Origin of the sequence: Streptomyces sp. NPDC005791 (assembly GCF_042871485.1) — a bacterium.
In the GTDB taxonomy this organism is placed as follows: domain Bacteria; phylum Actinomycetota; class Actinomycetes; order Streptomycetales; family Streptomycetaceae; genus Streptomyces.
Window position 1 is genome coordinate 26,508 of record NZ_JBIAIP010000028.1, and the last position, 18,863, is coordinate 45,370.

Genomic DNA, 18,863 nt, shown 5'->3' on the forward strand with positions numbered 1-18,863 from the left:
TGGATGACTACTGCGTAGTTAGGCTTACCTAAGCTAGCACTTTCACGCCTGGAGCGTCAGCAGCAGGCGCTGCAGCGCGTTGCCCAGACCCCACCGCGTCGCGAGAGCCTCCAAAGCCGCCGGGTCGCGCGGTTCGCGGGGGAGGGCCGGGTCGAACACGGGCAGGGGGACGTCGTCGGCGACCCGGACGACCTTCGGGGCGACCGCCACGTAGTCCCTGGCCTCGTCCAGCCGCTTGCGCTGGGACGGGGTCAGCCGGGCGGCGGGATCGTCCACCGCGGCCATGATCCCGGCCAGGTCGCCGTAAGCGTCCAGCAGCTTCGCCGCGGTCTTCTCGCCGATGCCGGGCACCCCCGGCAGGCCGTCGCTCGGATCTCCGCGCAGCAGGGCCAGATCGACGTAACCCCCGCCGGCCACGCCGTACTTCCCGCGCAGCCAGGCCTCGTCCGTCACCTGCAGCGTTCCCACGCCCTTCAGCGGGTAGAGCACACGGACCCCGCGGGCGTCGTCCACCAGCTGGTACAGATCACGGTCCCCGGTCACGATGTCCACGGGGCCGGTCGCCCGCCCGGTCAGCGTGCCGATCACGTCGTCCGCCTCGTACGGGGCGACGCCCACCCGGGCGATGCCGAGGGCGTCCAGTACGTCCTCGATCACGGGGACCTGGGGGGAGAGGGCGTCGGGGACCTCCTCCTCGTCAGGCAGTCCCTCGGCGGTCTCGGCGGCCACCCGGTGCGCCTTGTAGGTCGGGATCAGGTCGACCCGCCACTGCGGGCGCCAGTCCGCGTCCATGCAGGCGACCAGGTCGTCCGGCCGGTGGTCCTGCACCAGTCTGGCGATGAAGTCGAGCAGGCCGCGCACGGCGTTCACCGGGGTGCCGTCCGGTGCGCGCACCGAGTCGGGGACGCCGAAATAGGCGCGGAAGTACAGGGAAGCGGTGTCGAGGAGCATCAGGCGTCGCGTCACACCCCCGATCATGCCGCACCCCACCGACACGCCCGGGCCGACAAGCCCGCGGTTCCCGCATCCACCGGGTCCTCCAGGTGAGCTGGATCACACATGTGTTTGGTATGCGTAAGCGGGGGCAGGCGCGCCAACGGAGCGGACCACGTCCATTTTCAACTGATGCGCGTGCTCTGCGGGCCGAATCCGCGCCGCTCCACGGTCTGCCGGCGGGGGTGGCAGACCGTTTTCGGTTCAACGCGTGAGGTGTATGTGTCAAGGCTGCAAGCGGAGCACCTGTACAAGGTGTTCGGCAGACGACCCGATCAAGCCGTGCGGAAACTCGAGAGCGGTACCCACCGCGACGAGCTGCGCGCCGACGGAACGACCGCAGCGGTGATCGACGCCTCGTTCGTCGTGGAGCCGGGTCAGATCTTCGTCGTCATGGGGCTCTCCGGCTCGGGGAAGTCCACCTTGCTGCGGATGCTCAACGGCCTGCTGGAGCCGACTGCCGGCCGGGTGCTGTTCGACGGTCAGGACCTGACCGCCCTCAGCCCCCGTGACCTGCGCACCGTCCGCTCCACCAAGATCAGCATGGTCTTCCAGCACTTCGCGCTGTTCCCCCACAGGAGCGTGCTCGAGAACGCCGCGTACGGTCTCGAGGTGCAGGGTGTCGCGCGTGCCGCGCGGGAGGCGCGCGCCGCCGAGGCGCTGCAGATGACCGGACTCGCCGGCTGGGAGAAGTCCTGGCCCGACGAGCTGTCCGGCGGCATGCAGCAGCGCGTGGGCCTGGCCCGCGCGCTCGCCACCGACGCCGACCTCCTGCTGATGGACGAGTCCTTCAGCGCGCTCGACCCGTTGATCCGCAGGGACATGCAGGACCAGCTCCTCGAACTGCAGAAGCGGCTGAAGAAGACCATCGTCTTCATCACCCACGACCTCAACGAGGCCATGCGTCTCGGCGACCGTATCGCCGTGATGCGGGACGGCGAGATCGTCCAGCAGGGCACCGCCGAGGACATCCTCGTCAGGCCGTCCAACGACTACGTCGCGTCCTTCATCCAGGACGTCGACCGTTCCCGGGTGCTGACCGCGGGTTCGATCATGGAGGCGCCCGAAGCGGGTCGCTCCGACAAGGACCTGAAGGCCGACGCTCCCGCCACGGTGTCCGCCGACACCCCCGTAGCCGAGCTGTTCACCCCCTGCTCCACCAGTGGGGTCGCCGTGGCCGTCACCGACGCGGACGGCGGCGTGATCGGCGTCGTGCCGCGCAACCGGCTGCTCGCCGCACTCGGCGAGGAACCGCAGGTCGAGGCCGCGGTCCCGGCCCAGCGCGACACCAAGAAGGTGACTGCCGGTGCCTAGGCTCTCCTTCGGCGCGTGGGTCGAGGACGCGGTCGACTGGCTCCAGTCGAACCTCACCTGGATCTTCGACGCCATCAAGACCGTGCTCGGCGGCATGTACGACGGTGTGAACGCCGTACTGGGCGGCGGTGAGCCCCTGCTGATGGCCGGGATCTTCGCCGTCATCGCCTTCTGGCTGCGCGGTGTGTTCCCCGCCGTGCTCACCTTCGCCGGCTTCGCGCTCATCGACTCCCTCGCCCTCTGGGGCGAGGCGATGGCCACCCTGTCGCTGGTCGTCGTGGCAGCGGTCATCACGATCGTGATCGCGGTGCCCACCGGTATCTGGGCGGCACGCAACAACAGGGTCAGCGCCGCGCTGCGGCCGGTGCTCGACGTCATGCAGACGATGCCTGCCTTCGTCTACCTGATCCCGGGCGTCATGTTCTTCGGCGTCGGCGTCACTCCCGGCGTCATCGCCACCATCGTGTTCGCCATGCCGCCCGGTGTCCGGATGACCGAGCTGGGCATCCGCCAGGTCGACGGCGAGCTGGTCGAGGCGGCCCAGGCCTTCGGTACCACGCCCAAGCACACCCTCACCCGGGTGCAGCTGCCGCTCGCACTGCCGACGATCATGGCCGGGATCAACCAGGTCATCATGCTGGCACTGTCGATGGTCGTCATCGGCGGTATGGCCGGCGCCGGTGGCCTCGGCGAGAAGGTCTACGCGGCGATCACCCAGCTCCAGGTCGGCCTCGCCGCCGAGAGCGGGATCGCCGTCGTCATCCTCGCGATGTACCTGGACCGGATGACCGGCGCGCTCAACGAGCGGGTCTCCCCGCTCGGCCGCCGTGCCGCGGCCAAGGCCGCCGCCGGTGCCCGGCGGCTCAAGTTCGCGCACTACAAGCCGGGTACCGCCGTCGCCATGACCGGTGTCGTCGTCCTCGCGCTCGTCGCGGGCGGCCTCAACATCGCCGGCTCCGGCGACTCGAAGGCCGCGCAGGCCGGCAGTACGGACGTCGGCAAGGGCCAGAAGATCAACATGGGATACATCCCCTGGGACGAGGGCATCGCCTCCACGTACCTGTGGAAGGAGATCCTGGAGCAGCGCGGTTACGAGACCGGGATCACCCAGCTCGACGCCGGGCCGCTCTACTCCGGCGTCGCCCGCGGCGACATCGACTTCCAGACGGACTCCTGGCTGCCGACCACGCACAAGGACTACTGGGACAAGTACAGCGACGACCTGGAGGACATGGGTGCCTGGTACGGTCCCACGTCGCTGGAGCTGACGGTTCCTTCGTACGTCAAGGGCATCGACTCCCTCGAGGACCTCAAGGGCCAGGGCAAGAAGTTCGACGGCAAGATCATCGGCATCGAGGCCAGCGCCGGGATGATGGGCACGCTCAACAAGAAGGTCCTCAAGGAGTACGGCCTGGAGGGCGAGTACGAAGTCGTCTCCTCCAGCACCTCCTCGATGCTCGCCGAGCTGAACGCCTCCATCAAGAAGAAGGAGCCGGTCGTGGTGACCCTGTGGTCGCCGCACTGGGCCTATGGCAAGCACGACCTGAAGAAGCTCAAGGACCCGAAGGGCGCCTGGGGCAAGGGCGAAGAGGTGCACACCGTCGCTCACAAGGGCTTCGCGGAGAAGGCGCCCGCCGTCGCGGACTGGCTCAAGGACTTCGAGCTCACCGAGAAGCAGCTCACCAGCCTCGAGAACGAGATCCAGAACGCCGGCCAGGGCGAGGAGCAGGACGGCGTCCGCACCTGGCTCAAGAAGAACCCGGGTCTCGTCGACCAGCTGGCCCCGCTGCCCGGCGGCTCGAAGCAGCAGGGCAAGGACGCGGGCAAGACCGTCGACATGGGGTACTTCCCCTGGGACGAGGCCATCGCCAGCACCTACCTCTGGCAGAACGTGCTGGAGGACCGGGGCTACAGGACGACGGTCAAGCAGCTCGACCCGGGCCCGCTGTACACCGGCCTCGCGCAGGGACAGCTGGACGTCCAGTTCGACTCCTGGCTGCCGACCACGCACAAGGACTACTGGGACCGGTACAAGGACGACCTCGTCGATCTCGGCTCCTGGTACGGGCCGACCTCGCTGGAGTTGTCGGTTCCCTCGTACGTCAAGGGCATCGACTCGCTCGAGGACCTCAAGGGCCAGGGCGAGAAGTTCAACGGCAAGATCATCGGCATCGAGTCGAGCGCCGGGATGATGGGCACGCTCAACAAGAAGGTGCTCAAGGAATACGGTCTCGAAGGTGAGTACGAGGTGGTCTCCTCCAGCACCTCCTCGATGCTGGCCGAGCTGAACCGGTCGATCAAGAAGAAGGAGCCGGTCGTGGTGACCCTGTGGTCGCCGCACTGGGCCTACGGGAAGCACGACCTGAAGAAGCTCAAGGACCCGAAGGGTGCCTGGGGCAAGGGCGAGCAGATCCACACGGTCGCCAAGAAGGACTTCGCCAAGGACTTCCCGGAGCTGACCGGCTGGCTGAAGGACTTCGAGCTCAGCGAGGCGCAGCTGGCCTCGCTCGAGGTGGAGATGCAGAAGGGTGGCGCCGGCAAGGAGAAGGAGTCGGCCCGCCGCTGGATGGACGCCAACCCGGACGTGGTGGCGAAGATGGCGCCCGTCGCGGGCTGACCCGCCGATCCACGCGACCCCGCCATGACGAAGGGGACGGCCCCGGTAGCGAACCGGAGCCGTCCCCTTCAGGCTGGTCGGAGGGAGTTCCCCGGCCGTTCCCGTCCGTCGGCTTCCCCTCCGCGGAGCGAACGACATGCGTAGGGTGCTGGCAACCGGGAGGATGGCGATCCGGGGAGGAAGCCGGACATGGACGACAAGGAAGCCCTTCGAGTGGGTGCGGCGGTTCGCCGACGCCGCAGGACCCTCGGACTCACCCTGGCCGCCGTGGCCGGGCGCAGCGGGCTGTCCGTACCGTTCCTCAGCCAGATCGAGAACGAACGGGCCAGACCCAGCCCCCGCTCCCTGCACCGGGTGGCGGAGGCGCTCGAGACCACGACCGAGCGGCTGCGGGCCGCGGCGGACTCGGCACGCGCCGTGGACGTCGTACGGGCCGACGACGAGGACGGCGTACGCCGGCTGGTGCGCGGACGGCACCAGCTCAGCGCGCTGGAGTTCGTCGGCGAGCAGGACCTCGGGCGCGAGTTCCAGCACCGCAACGACGAGGTGATGTACGTGGTGGAGGGCGCCGTCGAGGTGGAGGCCGAAGGACAGGCCCACCGGCTGGGCAGGGGCGACACCCTCTTCCTCTCCGGCGGGGTCCGGCACCGGTGGCGGGCGACCGTACCGGGCACGCGGCTGCTGGTCGTCTCGGTCGCCGAGCACATCGACGCGACGTACGACTCGCGTCGCTGACCCGGTGCGGCCTCACGCGGCCGGGACACGCAGCGGCCGGGGCCCCGCGAGCAGCGCCCCGCTGAACAGCCCGCCCAGCGTCCGCACGCCGGCGACCGCCCAGGCGGTCACCAGCAGCGCGTAGAGCCCCACCGCCAGCCAGGTGAACACGCCCAGCCCGGTGTGCCGCGCCAGCCCCGCCGCACCGGTGACACACGTACCGACCGGGAAGGTGAACCCCCACCACGTCATCGTGAAGCCCATGCCGCGCCGCATCGCGCGCACCACCAGCGCGGCGGACAGGGCCAGCCACAGCAGGGCGAAGCCCATCACCGGTACGCCGTACAGGACGGCGAAGACGCCGAAGGCCGAGGCGTACGGCGCGGCGATCGCGCCCGGTGCCACGTCCGCCAGCTGGTTGACGGCGGTCGTGGACTGGCCGAGCGGGCCGAGCACCAGGAACATCGTCGGGGTCAGCGCGAGCGGCAGCGGGCCCTGGTGGACCAGCCGCGCGAAGACCAGCGGCAGGACCACCAGGGTCGCCAGCAGGGACAGCCCGAACATCGCGTAACAGGCGAACAGCAGCGCTTCACGCCCCTGGCCGGGAGGCAGCTCGGGCACCAGCAGCGGTCCGACCGCGGCCGAGACCATCGGGGCCACCAGCGGCAGCAGCCAGACCGGCGACGCGGTATCCGGAGCAGGACGATGGCGTACCACCATGAGGTACGGGATCGCCACGGCGGCGACCATGCCGACGACCGTACCGGCGGTGAACAGCACCGTGTCCACGGCGACGGCGGCCGGATGCCCGATGACGTCCCGTCCGGCCACCAGGGTGCCGGCGCCGACGGCGAGGAGTGCCATGGACAGACAGCCGTGGAACGGGGCGACGGCAGGATCCAGCAGGTGGGCGCGAGCCTGGTCCCGGTGCAGCAGCCAGTGCCCGGCCCGGGCCGTCAGCACGACGGCCAGCAGCACGGCCGACAGGGCCCACACCGCGACGCAGCCGGCCCGCAGACCCGGCACGTCCACGGGCAGCGCGGCGCCCGCGGTCGCGACGACGGCGGTGCCCATGACCGTCGCGTACCAGTTGGGGCCGAGGTGCCGCAGGGACGGGAGCCGGAGAGCGACGGTGCGGGGGGCGGGAGCCCCGGTCCGGTTCTGCGAAAAGACGGCCATGCCACGATTCTCGGTGGGCGGTCCGCCGCCCACCAGGGAGCGCGGGGCTATGAGGTCATAGGCTGGTCCTATGACCAGTCCCGTGCCGGCGCCCACCTCCCTGCCCCACCGGGTCCCCGATCTCGGCGCCATGGTGCTGCTGCTCGCCGTGGCGCGGCACGGGAGCCTGGGCAGGGCGGCGCGGGACGTCGGCATCAGCCAGCCCGCCGCCTCCGGCCGTATCCGGTCGATGGAGCGACAGCTCGGCGTCGCACTCCTGGACCGCTCGCCGCGTGGATCCCGCCTGACCGACGCCGGGGCCCTCGTCACCGACTGGGCGCGCAGGGTCGTCGAGGCAGCCGAGGCGTTCGACGCCGGAGCCCAGGCGCTGCGCGACCGGCGTGACTCCCGGCTGCGTGTCGCCGCGAGCATGACCATCGCGGAGTACCTGCTGCCGGGCTGGCTCATCGCCCTGCGGGCCGGCCGCCCCGACACCGCCGTGTCCCTGCTCGCGGGCAACTCCGCGGCGGTCGCCCTGCGCCTGCTGGCCGGTGAGGCGGATCTGGGCTTCGTCGAGGGCCTCTCGACACCGGAGGGGCTCGACGGCACCGTCATCGCCCACGACCGGCTCGTCGTCGTGGTCGCTCCGTCCCATCCATGGGCGCGCCGGGACCGGCTGACCCCCGCGGAACTCGCCGGGACGCCCCTGATCCTGCGCGAACACGGCTCGGGCACCCGCCAGGTCCTGGACGCCGCACTCGCCGTGCACGGCGGACTGGCGCGCCCCCTGCTCGAACTGTCCTCGACCACCGCGGTGAAGGGGGCAGCCGAGAGCGGTGCCGGTCCCTGCGTGCTGAGCGAGCTGGCGCTGAACGAGGAGCTCTCCGCACGGCGGCTGGTCAAGGTCCCCGTGGCGGGCGTCCGGCTGCGCCGTCAGCTGCGCGCGGTCTGGCCCGCCGGCCACCGCCCCACGGGGCCGGCGCGCGATCTGCTCTCGCTGACCGCCGGTGAGGCGGGCGGGACCTGACCGGCCTCCGGTGGGGCGGCCTCAGACCGCGGGCACGGCCGCCCCGGCCCGGGCCGCCGCCACCAACGCCCGCATGACCCGGAGGTCCTCACCCATCTCCGGGTGCCACTGCACACCCAGCACCCACTGCGCGCCCGGCAGTTCGACCGCCTCCACCGTGCCGTCCGCCGCGTGCGCGGACGCCACCAGGCCCGGCGCGAGCCGGTCGACGGCCTGGTGGTGGTAGGTGGGTACGGACGTCTCCTCGGGCACGAGCGAGGCGTACAGCGTCCCCGGGACCGGCGTCACCACGTGTTCGCCGAGGACCCCGGCCTTGCCGAACGGGCCCGTGTGGCCGTCCACGTGCTGGGTCAGCGTGCCGCCCAGCGCCACGTTGAGCAGCTGCATGCCGCGGCAGATCCCGAGCACCGGGGTGCCGGACTCCCTCGCGGCGCGGAGCAGTGCCACCTCCCAGGTGTCGCGCTCGTACGCCGGCGGGCCCGTCCTGAAGTCACGCTCCGCGCCGTACAGCCCGGGATCGACGTCGGCGCCGCCCGCGATCACGAGACCGTCCACCCTGGCCAGGGCCGCCTCCGCCCGCGCCGGATCGTCCGGCGGCAGCAGCGCGGCCAGTCCGCCGGACCGCTGGACCAGGCGGGGGTAGGCGGAGGGGAGCACCGCCGCCGGGAGTTCCCAGACGCCCCAGCGAGCCGCCGGCTCCATATAGGTCGTGACGCCGATGAGCGGTTCGTGCATGGTGCGGTCCCTCCGGCGGCCGGTCTGCGGGCCGGCCCGGTGCAATGGTGTTGCGTCATACCTTTGTTCGTGCCGGGCCGCCGCGCAAGAGCGGTGATCCGGAAGGGCTGGATCAAGCCAGGAAGCCCCGGAGCAGAGCGGCCGTCCCCGCGCAGTGCTCGCGCATCACCGCTCGCGCCCCCTCCTCGTCGCCGTCGAGTACCGCTTCGACGAGGGCAACGTGCTGATGCTGCGAATGTTCGAGGTTGCGCACCAACAGGGGGATGCAGTCCAGCAGGTCGTTGACGCTCGCCCGAACGGCCGCGTACCGGGCCGCGAGGGAGGGCGAGCCGGACAGTTCGGCGAGTGTCAGATGGAAGAGGGTGTCGATCCTGCGGTAGTCGGGCAGAGGTGCCTCGTGTGTCGCCGCCAGAGCCGTACGCAGCCGGTGCGTTCCCTCGTCGTCGAGGTCGCGCGACGCACAGAGCCCTGCCGCCCCCGACTCCAGGACCTCGCGGAAGAGCAGCACGTCCTCGAGGTCGACGGCCGTCACCCGGCGGCGCAGCTCGTCCTCGTCGGCCGGGCCGGAGCGGGGGAGTACGAACGTACCGCCGTACCGGCCGCGTCTGGCCTCGATCAGACCCTGGTCGTGGAGCACCTTGAGCACCTCACGCAAGGTGACGCGACTGATGCCGAGGAGCCCGGCCAGCTCACGCTCGGCCGGCAGTCGCCCGTCGCCGGGCACCAGTCCGAGCCGGACCACCTGGAGGATCTGCTCCAGCGCCTCCTCGAAACCGTTGCCCGCGCGGACCGGCCGCAGCGCGGCCAGCAGCCGGCCGGAGGACCCGGGCCCCCCGATCTCTTCCGCCACGTCCTGATTCCCTTCCCCCCAATGGTTTTCTCCCATACCTTAAGTCTTCGGCTGACCGATCGACCTTCCGGCTGACCGACCGAGGAGTACCCCGTGGCAGACCGAACACCCCCGCTAGCGGTCGACGAGCTGCGCGTACGCGTGGAACGCGGTGAGGTCGACACCGTCGTCCTCGCCTTCCCCGACATGCAGGGCAGGCTCCAGGGCAAACGGTTCGCGGCGTCCTTCTTCCTCGACGAGGTGCTGGAACACGGCACGGAGGGCTGCAACTACCTGCTCGCCGTCGACACCGACATGAACACCGTCGACGGGTTCGCGATGTCCTCCTGGTCCAACGGCTACGGCGACTTCGCCATGCGCCCCGACCTCACCACCCTGCGCCTCATCCCCTGGCACGAGGGGACCGCTCTCGTCATGGCCGATCTCGCCTGGGAGGACGACGCGCCGGTCGTCGCCGCGCCCCGCCAGATCCTCCGCAGGCAGCTGGAGCGGCTCGCCGCCCACGGACTGACCGCCCAGGTGGGCACCGAGCTCGAATTCATCGTCTTCAAGGACACCTACGAGCAGGCCTGGGACCGCGACTACCGCGGGCTCACCCCTGCCAACCAGTACAACATCGACTACTCCGTCCTCGGCACCGGCCGCATCGAGCCGCTGCTGCGCCGCATCCGTAACGAGATGGCGGCCGCCGGGCTCACCGTCGAGTCCGCCAAGGGCGAGTGCAACCCCGGCCAGCACGAGATCGTCTTCCGCTACGACGAGGCCCTCGTCACCTGCGACCAGCACGCCGTCTACAAGACCGGTTCCAAGGAGATCGCCGCCCAGGAGGGCGTCTCCCTCACCTTCATGGCCAAGTACAACGAGCGCGAGGGCAACTCCTGCCACATCCACCTCTCGCTCCAGGACTCCGCAGGACACAACGTCATGGCGGGCGAGGGCGGCACGATGTCCCGCGTGATGCGACAGTTCCTCGCCGGTCAACTCGCCACCCTGCGGGACTTCTCCCTGCTGTACGCGCCGAACATCAACTCCTACAAGCGGTTCCAGCCCGGCTCCTTCGCCCCGACGGCCGTCGCCTGGGGCCACGACAACCGCACCTGCGCCCTGCGCGTCGTCGGGCACGGCCGCTCGACGCGCTTCGAGAACCGGCTGCCCGGCGGCGACGTCAACCCGTACCTCGCGGTCGCCGGACTCGTGGCCGCCGGGCTCCATGGCATCGAGAACGAACTCGAACTCCCCGACGCCTGCGAGGGCAACGCCTACACCGCCGGATACGACCGGGTCCCCGCCACCCTCCGCGAAGCCGCCGGCCTCTGGGGAAACAGCGAGGTGGCCCGGGATGCCTTCGGCGACGACGTCGTCGCCCACTACCGCAACATGGCGCGCGTCGAACTGGATGCCTTCGACGCAGCGGTGACCGACTGGGAGCTCCGCCGCTCCTTCGAACGTCTGTGAGGCACCCCGTGATCCACGAACACCGCGTCCTGAATCCGGCGACCGAAGAGCTCGTCGCCACCGTCCCCGCCACCACCGCCACCGAAGTCGCCGATGCCGTCGTCCGTGCCGCGGCCGCCCAGCGGACCTGGGCCGCCCTGGCTCCGGCCGACCGCGCCCGGCTGCTGCGCCGCTTCGCCGTCCTCGTCGACGAACAGGCCGAACACCTGGCCCTGCTGGAGGTCACCGAGGCCGGGCACACCCTGGGCAACGCGCGCTGGGAGGCCGCCAACGTCCGCGATCTGCTGGACTACGCGGCCGGGGGGGTGGAACGCCTGACCGGGCGCCAGATCCCCGTACCGGGCGGGATCGACCTCACGCTCCTCGAACCGCTGGGCGTCGTCGGCGTGATCGCCCCGTGGAACTTCCCCATGCCCGTCGCCGCCTGGGGGGCGGCCCCCGCCCTCGCCGCAGGCAACGCCGTCGTCCTCAAACCGGCCGAGACCACCCCGCTCACCGCCCTCCACCTGGCCCGGCTCGCTCTCGACGCGGGTCTCCCCGAGCACCTCTTCCAGGTGCTGCCCGGCGCGGGGGACGTGGCGGGCGACGCCCTGGTCGAACACCCCGGCGTGGCCAAGATCGTCTTCACCGGATCGACCCGGGTCGGCAAGCGGATCATGGCCGGATGCGCGGGCCGGGTGAAGCGGCTGACCCTCGAACTCGGTGGCAAGAGCCCCAACATCGTCTTCGCCGACGCCGACATCGAGGCCGCCGCCGCCTCCGCGCCCATGTCCTTCCTGGACAACGCCGGCCAGGACTGCTGCGCCCGTACCCGCGTCCTGGTCCAGCGGTCCGTGTACGACCGTTTCCTGGAACTCCTCGTCCCGGCCGTCGCGTCCGTAGTCGTGGGGGACCCGTCGGACGCCAGGACCCAGATGGGCCCGCTGATCTCCCGGACCCAGCTGGAGCGCGTCCGTGGCTACGTCCCCCGCGACGCGAACGGCATCCGGGGCAGCGCCCCCACCGGCCCGGGCTTCTGGTTCCCGCCGACCGTCCTCACCGGGGTCGCTCCCGACGCCCCCGTCGCCACCGAAGAGGTCTTCGGCCCCGTCGCCGTGGTCCTGCCCTTCGAGGACGAGGCGGACGCCGTCCGGCTCGCCAACGCCACCGACCACGGCCTGGCCGGTTCGATCTGGACCCGCGACGTGGGCCGCGCCCTGCGCGTCTCCCAGGCGGTCCGGGCCGGCAACCTGTCCGTCAACTCCCACTCCGCCGTCCGCTACTGGACCCCGTTCGGCGGGTACAAACAGTCCGGGCTCGGCCGTGAACTGGGGCCCGACGCCCTCGCGGCCTTCACCGAAACCAAGAACGTCTTCATCGGCACGGAGGCCTGAACGCACATGACCACCGACTCCGGGAACATCTGCCGCCGCCTCACCGGCCGCACCGCCGTCATCACCGGGGCGGGCAGCGGCATCGGCCTCGCCACCGCCCGCAGACTGGCATCCGAAGGCGCGCACGTCGTCTGCGGCGACATCGACGAGACCGCGGGCAGCGCCGCCGCGCAGGAGGTGGGCGGCACCTTCGTACGGGTCGACGTCACCGACCCCGGCCAGGTCGACGCGCTCTTCGCGGCGGCGGACGAGACGTACGGCTCCGTCGACATCGCCTTCAACAACGCGGGCATCTCACCCCCCGACGACGACTCCATCCTGACCACCGGGCTGGAGGCCTGGAAGCGCGTCCAGGACGTCAACCTCACCTCCGTCTACCTCTGCTGCAAGGCAGTCCTGCCCTACATGCGGCGCCAGGGCCGCGGCTCGATCATCAACACCGCCTCCTTCGTCGCCAGAATGGGCGCGGCGACCTCCCAGATCTCGTACACCGCCTCCAAGGGCGGCGTCCTCGCCCTGTCCCGGGAACTCGGGGTGCAGTTCGCCCGCGAGGGGATCAGGGTCAACGCCCTGTGCCCCGGCCCGGTCAACACACCGCTGCTCCAGGAGCTGTTCGCCACGGACCCGGAACGCGCCGCCCGCAGGCTCGTGCACATCCCGCCCGGCCGGTTCGCCGAGGCGACGGAGATCGCCGCCGCCGTCGCCTTCCTGGCGAGCGACGACTCCTCGTTCGTCAACGCCACCGACTTCCTCGTCGACGGCGGGATCTCGGGAGCGTACGTGACCCCGCTCGACTGACGCTCATGTCCGCGCTCCGTCGGCCCGGGAACCCGGCTACCCGCGTCGTCACGCTCACCGTGGCGGGCCTGGCCGCCGCCGTCACCGGATTCCTGGTGCCGGGTGACGACGGGTGTGCGGGCAGAACGGTGGCGCCCTGAGGCCGCTACAGGAACGTACGGCCCTCACCGCGGTACGTCGGCACCGTGGCGGTGATCCGCTCGCCCTCGATCAGCCGCAGCTCGTCGAAGCGTTCGCACAATTCCCCGGCCTTCGCGTGCCGGAACCACACCTTGTCGCCGATCAGCAGATCGTCCGCCGGTGCTCCGAGCAGGGGTGTCTGGACCTCTCCCGGGCCCTCCTGCGGGTCGTAGCGCAGCCCTTCGGGCAGATACGGCACCGGCAGCCGGTCGGCGCCCGCCGCCCCGGACGCCGGATAGCCGCCGCCGAGCACCGTCACCACGCCCACGCCCGGCCGCCGCACCACGGGCTGGGCGAACAGCGCCGCCGGACGGCCCGTGAACGAGGTGTAGTTGTCGAACAGCCGCGGCACGTACAGCCCGGACCCCGCAGCGATCTCGGTCACCGCTGACTCCGCGGCCGTGTGCTGCACGCTGCCGGTGCCACCCCCGTTCACGAACTCCAGGCCGGGGGCCACCGCGCGGACCGCCCGCACGACCTCCGCGCGCCGGGCCGCGAGTTCCCTGCGCGCCGCGGACTGCATCAGCCGGACCGCGCGCGACCGCAGTGGCCGGCCGGCCACCGAGTCGCCCACACCGGCGACATGGCCCTCGTACGCCATCAGGCCCACCAGCCGGAAACCCGGTCTGCGGTCCACCGACCGTGCCATCTCGGCCAGCTGGGCGGGTGAGCGGAGCGGGGAGCGCAGCGCGCCGATCCTGACCCGGCCGCCGAGCAGCCGCAGCGAGGTGTCCAGCTCCAGGCAGACCCGGATCTCCTCGGTGCCACCGGTCCGCGCCGCGTCGATCAGCTCCAGCTGCGCCGGATCGTCCACCATGACCGTCACGGCCGCGGAGAGCTTGGGATCGGCCGCCAGTTCGGCGTACGCGGCACGGTCGGCCGACGGATAGGCCAGCAGGACGTCGTCGAATCCGGCGCGGGCCAGCCACAGCGACTCCGCGAGGGCGAACGACATGATCCCGGCGAAACCCGGACGGGCGAGCACCCGCTCCAGCAGGGCGCGGCAGCGCACCGATTTGCTCGCCACCCGGATCGGCTTCCCGCCCGCCCGGCGGACCAGGTCGTCGGCGTTGGCGTCGAAGGCCTCCAGGTCGACGACGGCCACCGGGGCGTCGAGATGGGCGGTGGCCCGGTCGTAACGGGTCCGGTCAGCGGCGCGGACAGTCATGGCCGCAGCTTGCCAGACGGCCGTACCACTGGGTAGGGGGACGTTCCGTGCAGATCGTCCAGCAGCCTCCGTCCCGTGCCCACGGGGCGCCGTCCACCCCGTAGAGTGACGGTCACACGATCGACCGACGGGCCCGTGCGCAGCGGTGGTCCGTGGGCCGCAGGGGACGTGGACCAGGGGGACGGATGAGTACCGAGGCGCAGCGCGCTCCCGTGCCACCCCGCCCGACGAACCCGCCGCCCGCGACTCCGGCCCCGCGCGCGGACCCCGCGCCACCGCCTCCGCGCACGCAAGCCGCACCACCACCCCCGCGTACCGAGGCCGCGCCGCCGGTGGAGACGACGGCCCGGCTGCGCCCCGTCCCGCCCGCGCCGCCCGTCCACCCCGTCCCGCCCCCGCCGCCCGCCGCCACCCGGCGCAGGCCGGTCGGGGCCGTGGACCTCACCCCGCGCCCCGGTGCCACCCCCGCCCCGCCCGGCGCCTCCTACGCGTACGCCGAGACGCCCGCCGAGACCACCACGCGGCTGCGCCCCGTCAGAGCCCGGCAACCCGTCAGGACCGCGGCGGCCGCGGTCTGCGCCGTGCTCGGCCTCGGACTCATCGGCGGCGCGGTCACCGGCAGTTGGCTCACCGGCGACTCCGCTGCCGAGCCCGGTGACACCGGTGCGTACAGCGTGGGCCGCTCCGCCTGGCACAGCGTGCCCGTGGACACCCTCTTCCCGCGCACCCTCAAGGGCGACGGCGCGGGCCCGGGAGCCACCGACCGCGTCTGGACCAGGGTCGCCGTCGCGAACGACAGCGGCTGCGCGGCGGGCCTCGACCCGCTGTTGCTCAGGACGCTCCGCCCGGTCGGCTGTGAACGTCTGGTGCGCGCCACCTACACCGACGCCACCCGCAGCAGCGTCACCACCGTCGGCATGGTCTTCACCGAGGCCGAGCCCGAGGCGATGAGCGCGCTGAGCACCCGGTTCACCACCCAGCACCTCGCCGACCGCTCCGACCTGATGCCCCGCACCTACCCGGTCGAGGGCACCGCCGCCGCCGGCTTCGGTGACCGGCAGCGCGCCAGCTGGACGGTCCACGTCCTGACCGAGCTGCCCGTCGTCACGTTCGCCGTCTCCGGCTTCGCCGACGGCCGTACGGTCCCCGAGCCGCAGCCCGCGGCCGAGGCCATGGCGGCCGGTGCCACGACGGCCCCCGCCCAGGCGGGGCTCGGCCACGAGGCGAAGGGTGTCGCCGACCGGGTGGAGCGCACCCTGCGCAGGACCGTCACCGACCTCACGGAGAAGCCGGAATGACCCGCCCCCACCGGCCCCGGGTGGTCGCCGCCGTGGCCACGGCCACCGCCTTCGCGCTGCTGCCCGCCGTCCCCGCCCACGCGGACGCCATCCGCGACCAGCAGTGGGGCCTGGACGCACTCCACACCGAGGCGGCCTGGCAGACCACCAAGGGCAAGGGCATCACGGTCGCGGTCCTGGACACCGGGGTCGACGACGACCACCCCGACCTCGCCGGTCAGGTGCTTCCCGGCAAGGACCTCATCGGCTTCGGCGCCGAGAGCGGCGACCGGTCCTGGGCCCTGCACGGCACCGCGATGGCCGGCATCATCGCGGGCCGCGGGAGCGGCCCCGGCCGGGGCGACGGTGTGCTCGGGGTCGCCCCGGAAGCGAAGATCCTGCCCGTGCGGGTGATCCTCGAGTCCGGGGACCCGTCGCGCGGCAAGGCCCGTGAGTCACGCGGCACCGCGCTCGCCGACGGCATCCGCTGGGCGGCCGACCAGGGCGCCGACGTCATCAACCTCTCCCTCGGTGACGACAGCGAGTCGGCCCATCCGGAGCCCGGTGAGGACGCCGCCGTGCAGTACGCCCTGAGCAAGGGCGTCGCCGTCGTGGCCTCCGCGGGCAACAGCGGGGAGAAGGGCGACCGGATCTCCTACCCCGCCGCCTACCCCGGCGTGATCGCCGTCGCGGCCGTCGACAAGTACGGCACGCACGCCGCGTTCTCCACCCGCCGCTGGTACGCCACCGTCAGCGCGCCCGGCGTCGACATCGTCGTCGCCAACCCCGACCGGCACTACTACATCGAGTGGGGCACCTCCGCCGCGTCGGCGTTCGTCTCCGGTGCCGTGGCTCTCGTACGCGCCGCGCACCCGGGCCTCTCGCCCGCACAGATCAAGACCCTGCTCGCGGACACCGCCGGCGACGCCCCCTCGGGCGGCCGCGACGACGCCAGGGGCTACGGCATGGTCGACCCCGCCGCCGCGATAGAGGCCGGGGCGGAGCGGCGCCCCGACGACCTGGGCGCGCGGACCGCCCGGTCCGGCCACCGCGACGAGTACTTCGGCTCGGGCCCCACCCCGCAGAAGGACGCCGAGGACCCGGCGGGCTGGCTGGCTCCCTCGGCGGGCGGCCTCGGAGCCGTACTCCTCGCCCTGGCCGTGGTCCTGTGGCGAGGCCGGAACACCGGCAGGAAGGGCGGTGGGAGGCCCGGCGGCAGGCCCGGCGGGGGGAACACCGCCGCACCCGGATACACCCCGTACCCCGCCGGCCCCCTCCGCTGACGCGACGGATCAGCCCGCTCCGGCCACCGCACCGGTCACACCGACCGCCGCCTTCGCGGCGGACTCCACCAGGGAGATGCCCGCCTCCTTCGTCGCGTGGCCGCGCGACAGCACCGCCACCAGCAGGGTGTGCCCGCCGCTCTCCACCCGCCCGATGCTGTTGACGTCCCAGAGCCCCGTCGTCGTGCGGGGCATCCAGCCGTTCTTCAGCACGGCGCCCGTGCCCGCGGCGGACACCCCCCACCGCTGGTCCGCCTCGACCTGGCCCATCAGCTCCGTCAGGTAGGCGCGCGAGGCCGCCGACAGCTCCGAATCCGTCCCGGACACCGCCTCCAGCAGGCGCACCTGGTCGGTGGCAGTGGTCTGCGTCAGCCCCCACGCGTGAGCGGCCTTCGTCCCGGTCAGCCCCAGCCTTCCGTTGGCCGCGTCGAGGCCCGCCTCGCCACCGATCACCTTGAGCAGCTCGGTGGCCGAGGTGTTGTCGCTGCGCCGGATCATGGCCTGCGCGTACGCGTGCTCGGCGCCGCTCAGCTCCCGGCCCTCGTCCTGCGCCCGGAGCAGCAGCGCCGCCAGGATGTCGACCTTGACGATGCTGGCGGTGTCGTACGCCCCGTCGCCGTACGTCGCCTGCGCTCCGGTTGCCGTGTCCAGCACCGACACCGACACGTCGGCGCCGTCCGCCAGGGTCGCCAGCGCATCGGCCAGCTCCGCGTCGAGATCCACCTCGGGCTCCTCGCTCCAGCCCGCCGCGGCCGACGGGCCCGACGACGATACGGCGGCCACCGCCGCGGGCGCGGCATCCGGGAAACGACCGGCCAGGTACGTGCCTCACGCGGCGGAGCCGGCCAGCAGTACGACGGCGGCGGTCACGAGGCCGGACAGCGCAGGTCTGCGCGTTCTGTGACGGGGCATGGCACGGACGCTGGGCAGCACACCTGGCAGCAGCCTGTGCCCGACCTGTCGCCCAGGTGGGAGAACCGGTCCACTACGCTCGTCGTGTGGAGCTCAAGAACATCCCGGACCCCGGTTTCTCCGACGACGACGGCACCGCCGCGCCCGAACTCACGGCCGCCCTCGCGGCATGGGCCGCGGACCGCACGGCCGTGGGCCCGGTCCTCACGGCGCTCCGCGACGCCCGGCTGCTCGTCCCGGTCGTCGCCGTCCTCGGCGAGGTCGAGGAGGACGAGAACGGCTTGCGCCGCGAGAAGACCAGTGACATGGCCGTGCCCACGCTGCAGGCCGGCGACCGGCGCGCGCTGCCCGCCTTCACCTCCACCGCCTCGTTGGCCCTGTGGGACCCGCAGGCGCGTCCCGTCGCCGTGCCCCTGCACCAGGCGTTGCAGGCCGCCGCGCACGAGAAGGCGGACACGGTGGTGCTCGACCTCGCGGGCCCCGTCGCCTTCGAGCTGACCGGCCCGGCGCTGCTGGCCCTGGCCGAGAACCGCACCAGCGCGGATCCGCTCGACGACCCCGCGGTCGTCGACGCCGTGCGGGAGGCGGTCGCCGCGGAGCCGGCGGTGCTGCGCGCCCACCTCGGACCGGGCCCGGCCGACGGCACTCTCGCCCTCGTCCTCGCCCAGGACACGGTGGTCGCCGACGCCGCCCGCCGGGTCGCCGACGCGCTGTCCGCCAGCGAGGTGCTGCGTGCCCGGCTGGTGCGCGGCATCGACCTGGCGCTGCTCCCGGCCGGCGCCGAGGCCCCGGGCGAGCCACTGTTCAGCCGCTGACACGGAAGAGCCCGCCGCCCGGCGTCCCGGGCGGCGGGCCCCCGACCTCCGTGGACGGAACACCTAAGGCGCGTTTCGAAAGTCCCGCCTGCCTGGCGGCGTCTGGCACGCACGCTCGCCGCGTTGTCGGGATCACCCCGATACATCCAGTATCGGGGCGACCCTCCGCCTTGCGATCGCACGCACCAGACGCC

17 protein-coding genes are annotated in these 18,863 nt (G+C 72.4%); 11 read left to right on the plus strand and 6 right to left on the minus strand.

Annotation, left to right across the window (positions count from 1 at the left end):
• Positions 1–42: 42 nt before the first annotated feature.
• Positions 43–951, minus strand: a complete 909-nt coding sequence (locus tag ACFYSH_RS32865; RefSeq protein ID WP_359477201.1) for a 5'-3' exonuclease — start codon at positions 949–951, stop codon at positions 43–45.
• Positions 952–1,215: 264 nt separating this feature from the next.
• Between ACFYSH_RS32865 and ACFYSH_RS32870 the strand changes: the two genes are divergently transcribed.
• The 3 genes from ACFYSH_RS32870 (at position 1,216) to ACFYSH_RS32880 (ending at position 5,659) form a co-directional block, all read left to right on the plus strand.
• Complete coding sequence (locus ACFYSH_RS32870; RefSeq protein WP_359477153.1) at positions 1,216–2,307, plus strand: betaine/proline/choline family ABC transporter ATP-binding protein; 1,092 nt, start codon at positions 1,216–1,218, stop codon at positions 2,305–2,307.
• A complete protein-coding gene (locus tag ACFYSH_RS32875; protein ID WP_359477156.1) occupies positions 2,300–4,924 on the plus strand; it encodes an ABC transporter permease/substrate binding protein in 2,625 nt (874 codons plus the stop codon). Before ACFYSH_RS32870 ends, ACFYSH_RS32875 begins: the two co-directional genes overlap by 8 nt.
• A 189-nt stretch (positions 4,925–5,113) precedes the next feature.
• On the plus strand, positions 5,114–5,659 hold the full coding sequence (locus ACFYSH_RS32880) for a helix-turn-helix domain-containing protein (protein WP_359477159.1): 546 nt from the start codon (positions 5,114–5,116) through the stop codon (positions 5,657–5,659).
• 12 nt (positions 5,660–5,671) lie between these two features.
• Here ACFYSH_RS32880 and ACFYSH_RS32885 read toward each other — a convergent pair whose 3' ends face one another.
• A complete protein-coding gene (locus ACFYSH_RS32885; protein WP_359477162.1) occupies positions 5,672–6,817 on the minus strand; it encodes a TDT family transporter in 1,146 nt (381 codons plus the stop codon).
• A 70-nt stretch (positions 6,818–6,887) separates the two neighbouring features.
• Here ACFYSH_RS32885 and ACFYSH_RS32890 point away from each other — a divergent pair, with 70 nt between their 5' ends.
• Entirely contained in the window at positions 6,888–7,823 is a 936-nt protein-coding gene (locus tag ACFYSH_RS32890) for a LysR family transcriptional regulator (RefSeq protein WP_359477165.1), read from the plus strand.
• A gap of 21 nt (positions 7,824–7,844) precedes the next feature.
• On the opposite strand, the gene ACFYSH_RS32895 is transcribed toward ACFYSH_RS32890, so the two are convergent.
• Together ACFYSH_RS32895 and ACFYSH_RS32900 are read right to left on the minus strand one after the other, a co-directional pair.
• Positions 7,845–8,558 (minus strand): gamma-glutamyl-gamma-aminobutyrate hydrolase family protein, encoded by a 714-nt coding sequence (locus tag ACFYSH_RS32895; RefSeq protein ID WP_359477168.1) that lies wholly within the window; start codon positions 8,556–8,558, stop codon positions 7,845–7,847.
• Positions 8,559–8,670: 112 nt separating this feature from the next.
• The gene (locus ACFYSH_RS32900; RefSeq protein ID WP_359477171.1) at positions 8,671–9,408 is read right to left on the minus strand and encodes an FCD domain-containing protein; all 738 of its coding nucleotides are present in this window, start codon (positions 9,406–9,408) and stop codon (positions 8,671–8,673) included.
• Between the two features lie 93 nt (positions 9,409–9,501).
• Between ACFYSH_RS32900 and ACFYSH_RS32905 the strand changes: the two genes are divergently transcribed.
• The 4 genes from ACFYSH_RS32905 to ACFYSH_RS32920 are packed head-to-tail and all read left to right on the plus strand — an operon-like array spanning position 9,502 to position 13,174.
• Entirely contained in the window at positions 9,502–10,863 is a 1,362-nt protein-coding gene (locus ACFYSH_RS32905) for a glutamine synthetase family protein (RefSeq protein WP_359477174.1), read from the plus strand.
• 8 nt (positions 10,864–10,871) lie between these two features.
• Positions 10,872–12,236: an aldehyde dehydrogenase family protein gene (locus ACFYSH_RS32910; RefSeq protein ID WP_359477177.1), complete on the plus strand. Its 1,365-nt coding sequence runs from the start codon at positions 10,872–10,874 to the stop codon at positions 12,234–12,236.
• Positions 12,237–12,242: 6 nt separating this feature from the next.
• Positions 12,243–13,034, plus strand: a complete 792-nt coding sequence (locus tag ACFYSH_RS32915; protein ID WP_359477180.1) for a 3-oxoacyl-ACP reductase — start codon at positions 12,243–12,245, stop codon at positions 13,032–13,034.
• A gap of 5 nt (positions 13,035–13,039) precedes the next feature.
• Positions 13,040–13,174, plus strand: coding sequence for a hypothetical protein (locus tag ACFYSH_RS32920; protein WP_359477183.1), 135 nt, complete (start codon positions 13,040–13,042; stop codon positions 13,172–13,174).
• A 5-nt stretch (positions 13,175–13,179) separates the two neighbouring features.
• On the opposite strand, the gene ACFYSH_RS32925 is transcribed toward ACFYSH_RS32920, so the two are convergent.
• Positions 13,180–14,382, minus strand: a complete 1,203-nt coding sequence (locus ACFYSH_RS32925) for an amino acid deaminase/aldolase (RefSeq protein WP_359477186.1) — start codon at positions 14,380–14,382, stop codon at positions 13,180–13,182.
• A gap of 434 nt (positions 14,383–14,816) precedes the next feature.
• Here ACFYSH_RS32925 and ACFYSH_RS32930 point away from each other — a divergent pair, with 434 nt between their 5' ends.
• Both ACFYSH_RS32930 and mycP read left to right on the plus strand, forming a co-directional pair.
• Positions 14,817–15,680 carry a hypothetical protein gene (locus ACFYSH_RS32930; RefSeq protein ID WP_359477204.1) on the plus strand — a complete coding sequence of 288 codons (864 nt, stop codon included), beginning with the start codon at positions 14,817–14,819 and terminating at the stop codon, positions 15,678–15,680.
• Positions 15,677–16,942: a type VII secretion-associated serine protease mycosin gene (gene mycP / locus ACFYSH_RS32935; RefSeq protein WP_359477189.1), complete on the plus strand. Its 1,266-nt coding sequence runs from the start codon at positions 15,677–15,679 to the stop codon at positions 16,940–16,942. Before ACFYSH_RS32930 ends, mycP begins: the two co-directional genes overlap by 4 nt.
• 9 nt (positions 16,943–16,951) lie before the next feature.
• Here the strand turns inward: mycP and ACFYSH_RS32940 are convergent, their stop codons facing one another.
• Positions 16,952–17,761 (minus strand): serine hydrolase, encoded by an 810-nt coding sequence (locus ACFYSH_RS32940; protein WP_359477207.1) that lies wholly within the window; start codon positions 17,759–17,761, stop codon positions 16,952–16,954.
• 179 nt (positions 17,762–17,940) lie between these two features.
• Here ACFYSH_RS32940 and ACFYSH_RS32945 point away from each other — a divergent pair, with 179 nt between their 5' ends.
• The gene (locus tag ACFYSH_RS32945) at positions 17,941–18,669 is read left to right on the plus strand and encodes an SseB family protein (protein WP_359477192.1); all 729 of its coding nucleotides are present in this window, start codon (positions 17,941–17,943) and stop codon (positions 18,667–18,669) included.
• Positions 18,670–18,863 lie beyond the last annotated feature (194 nt).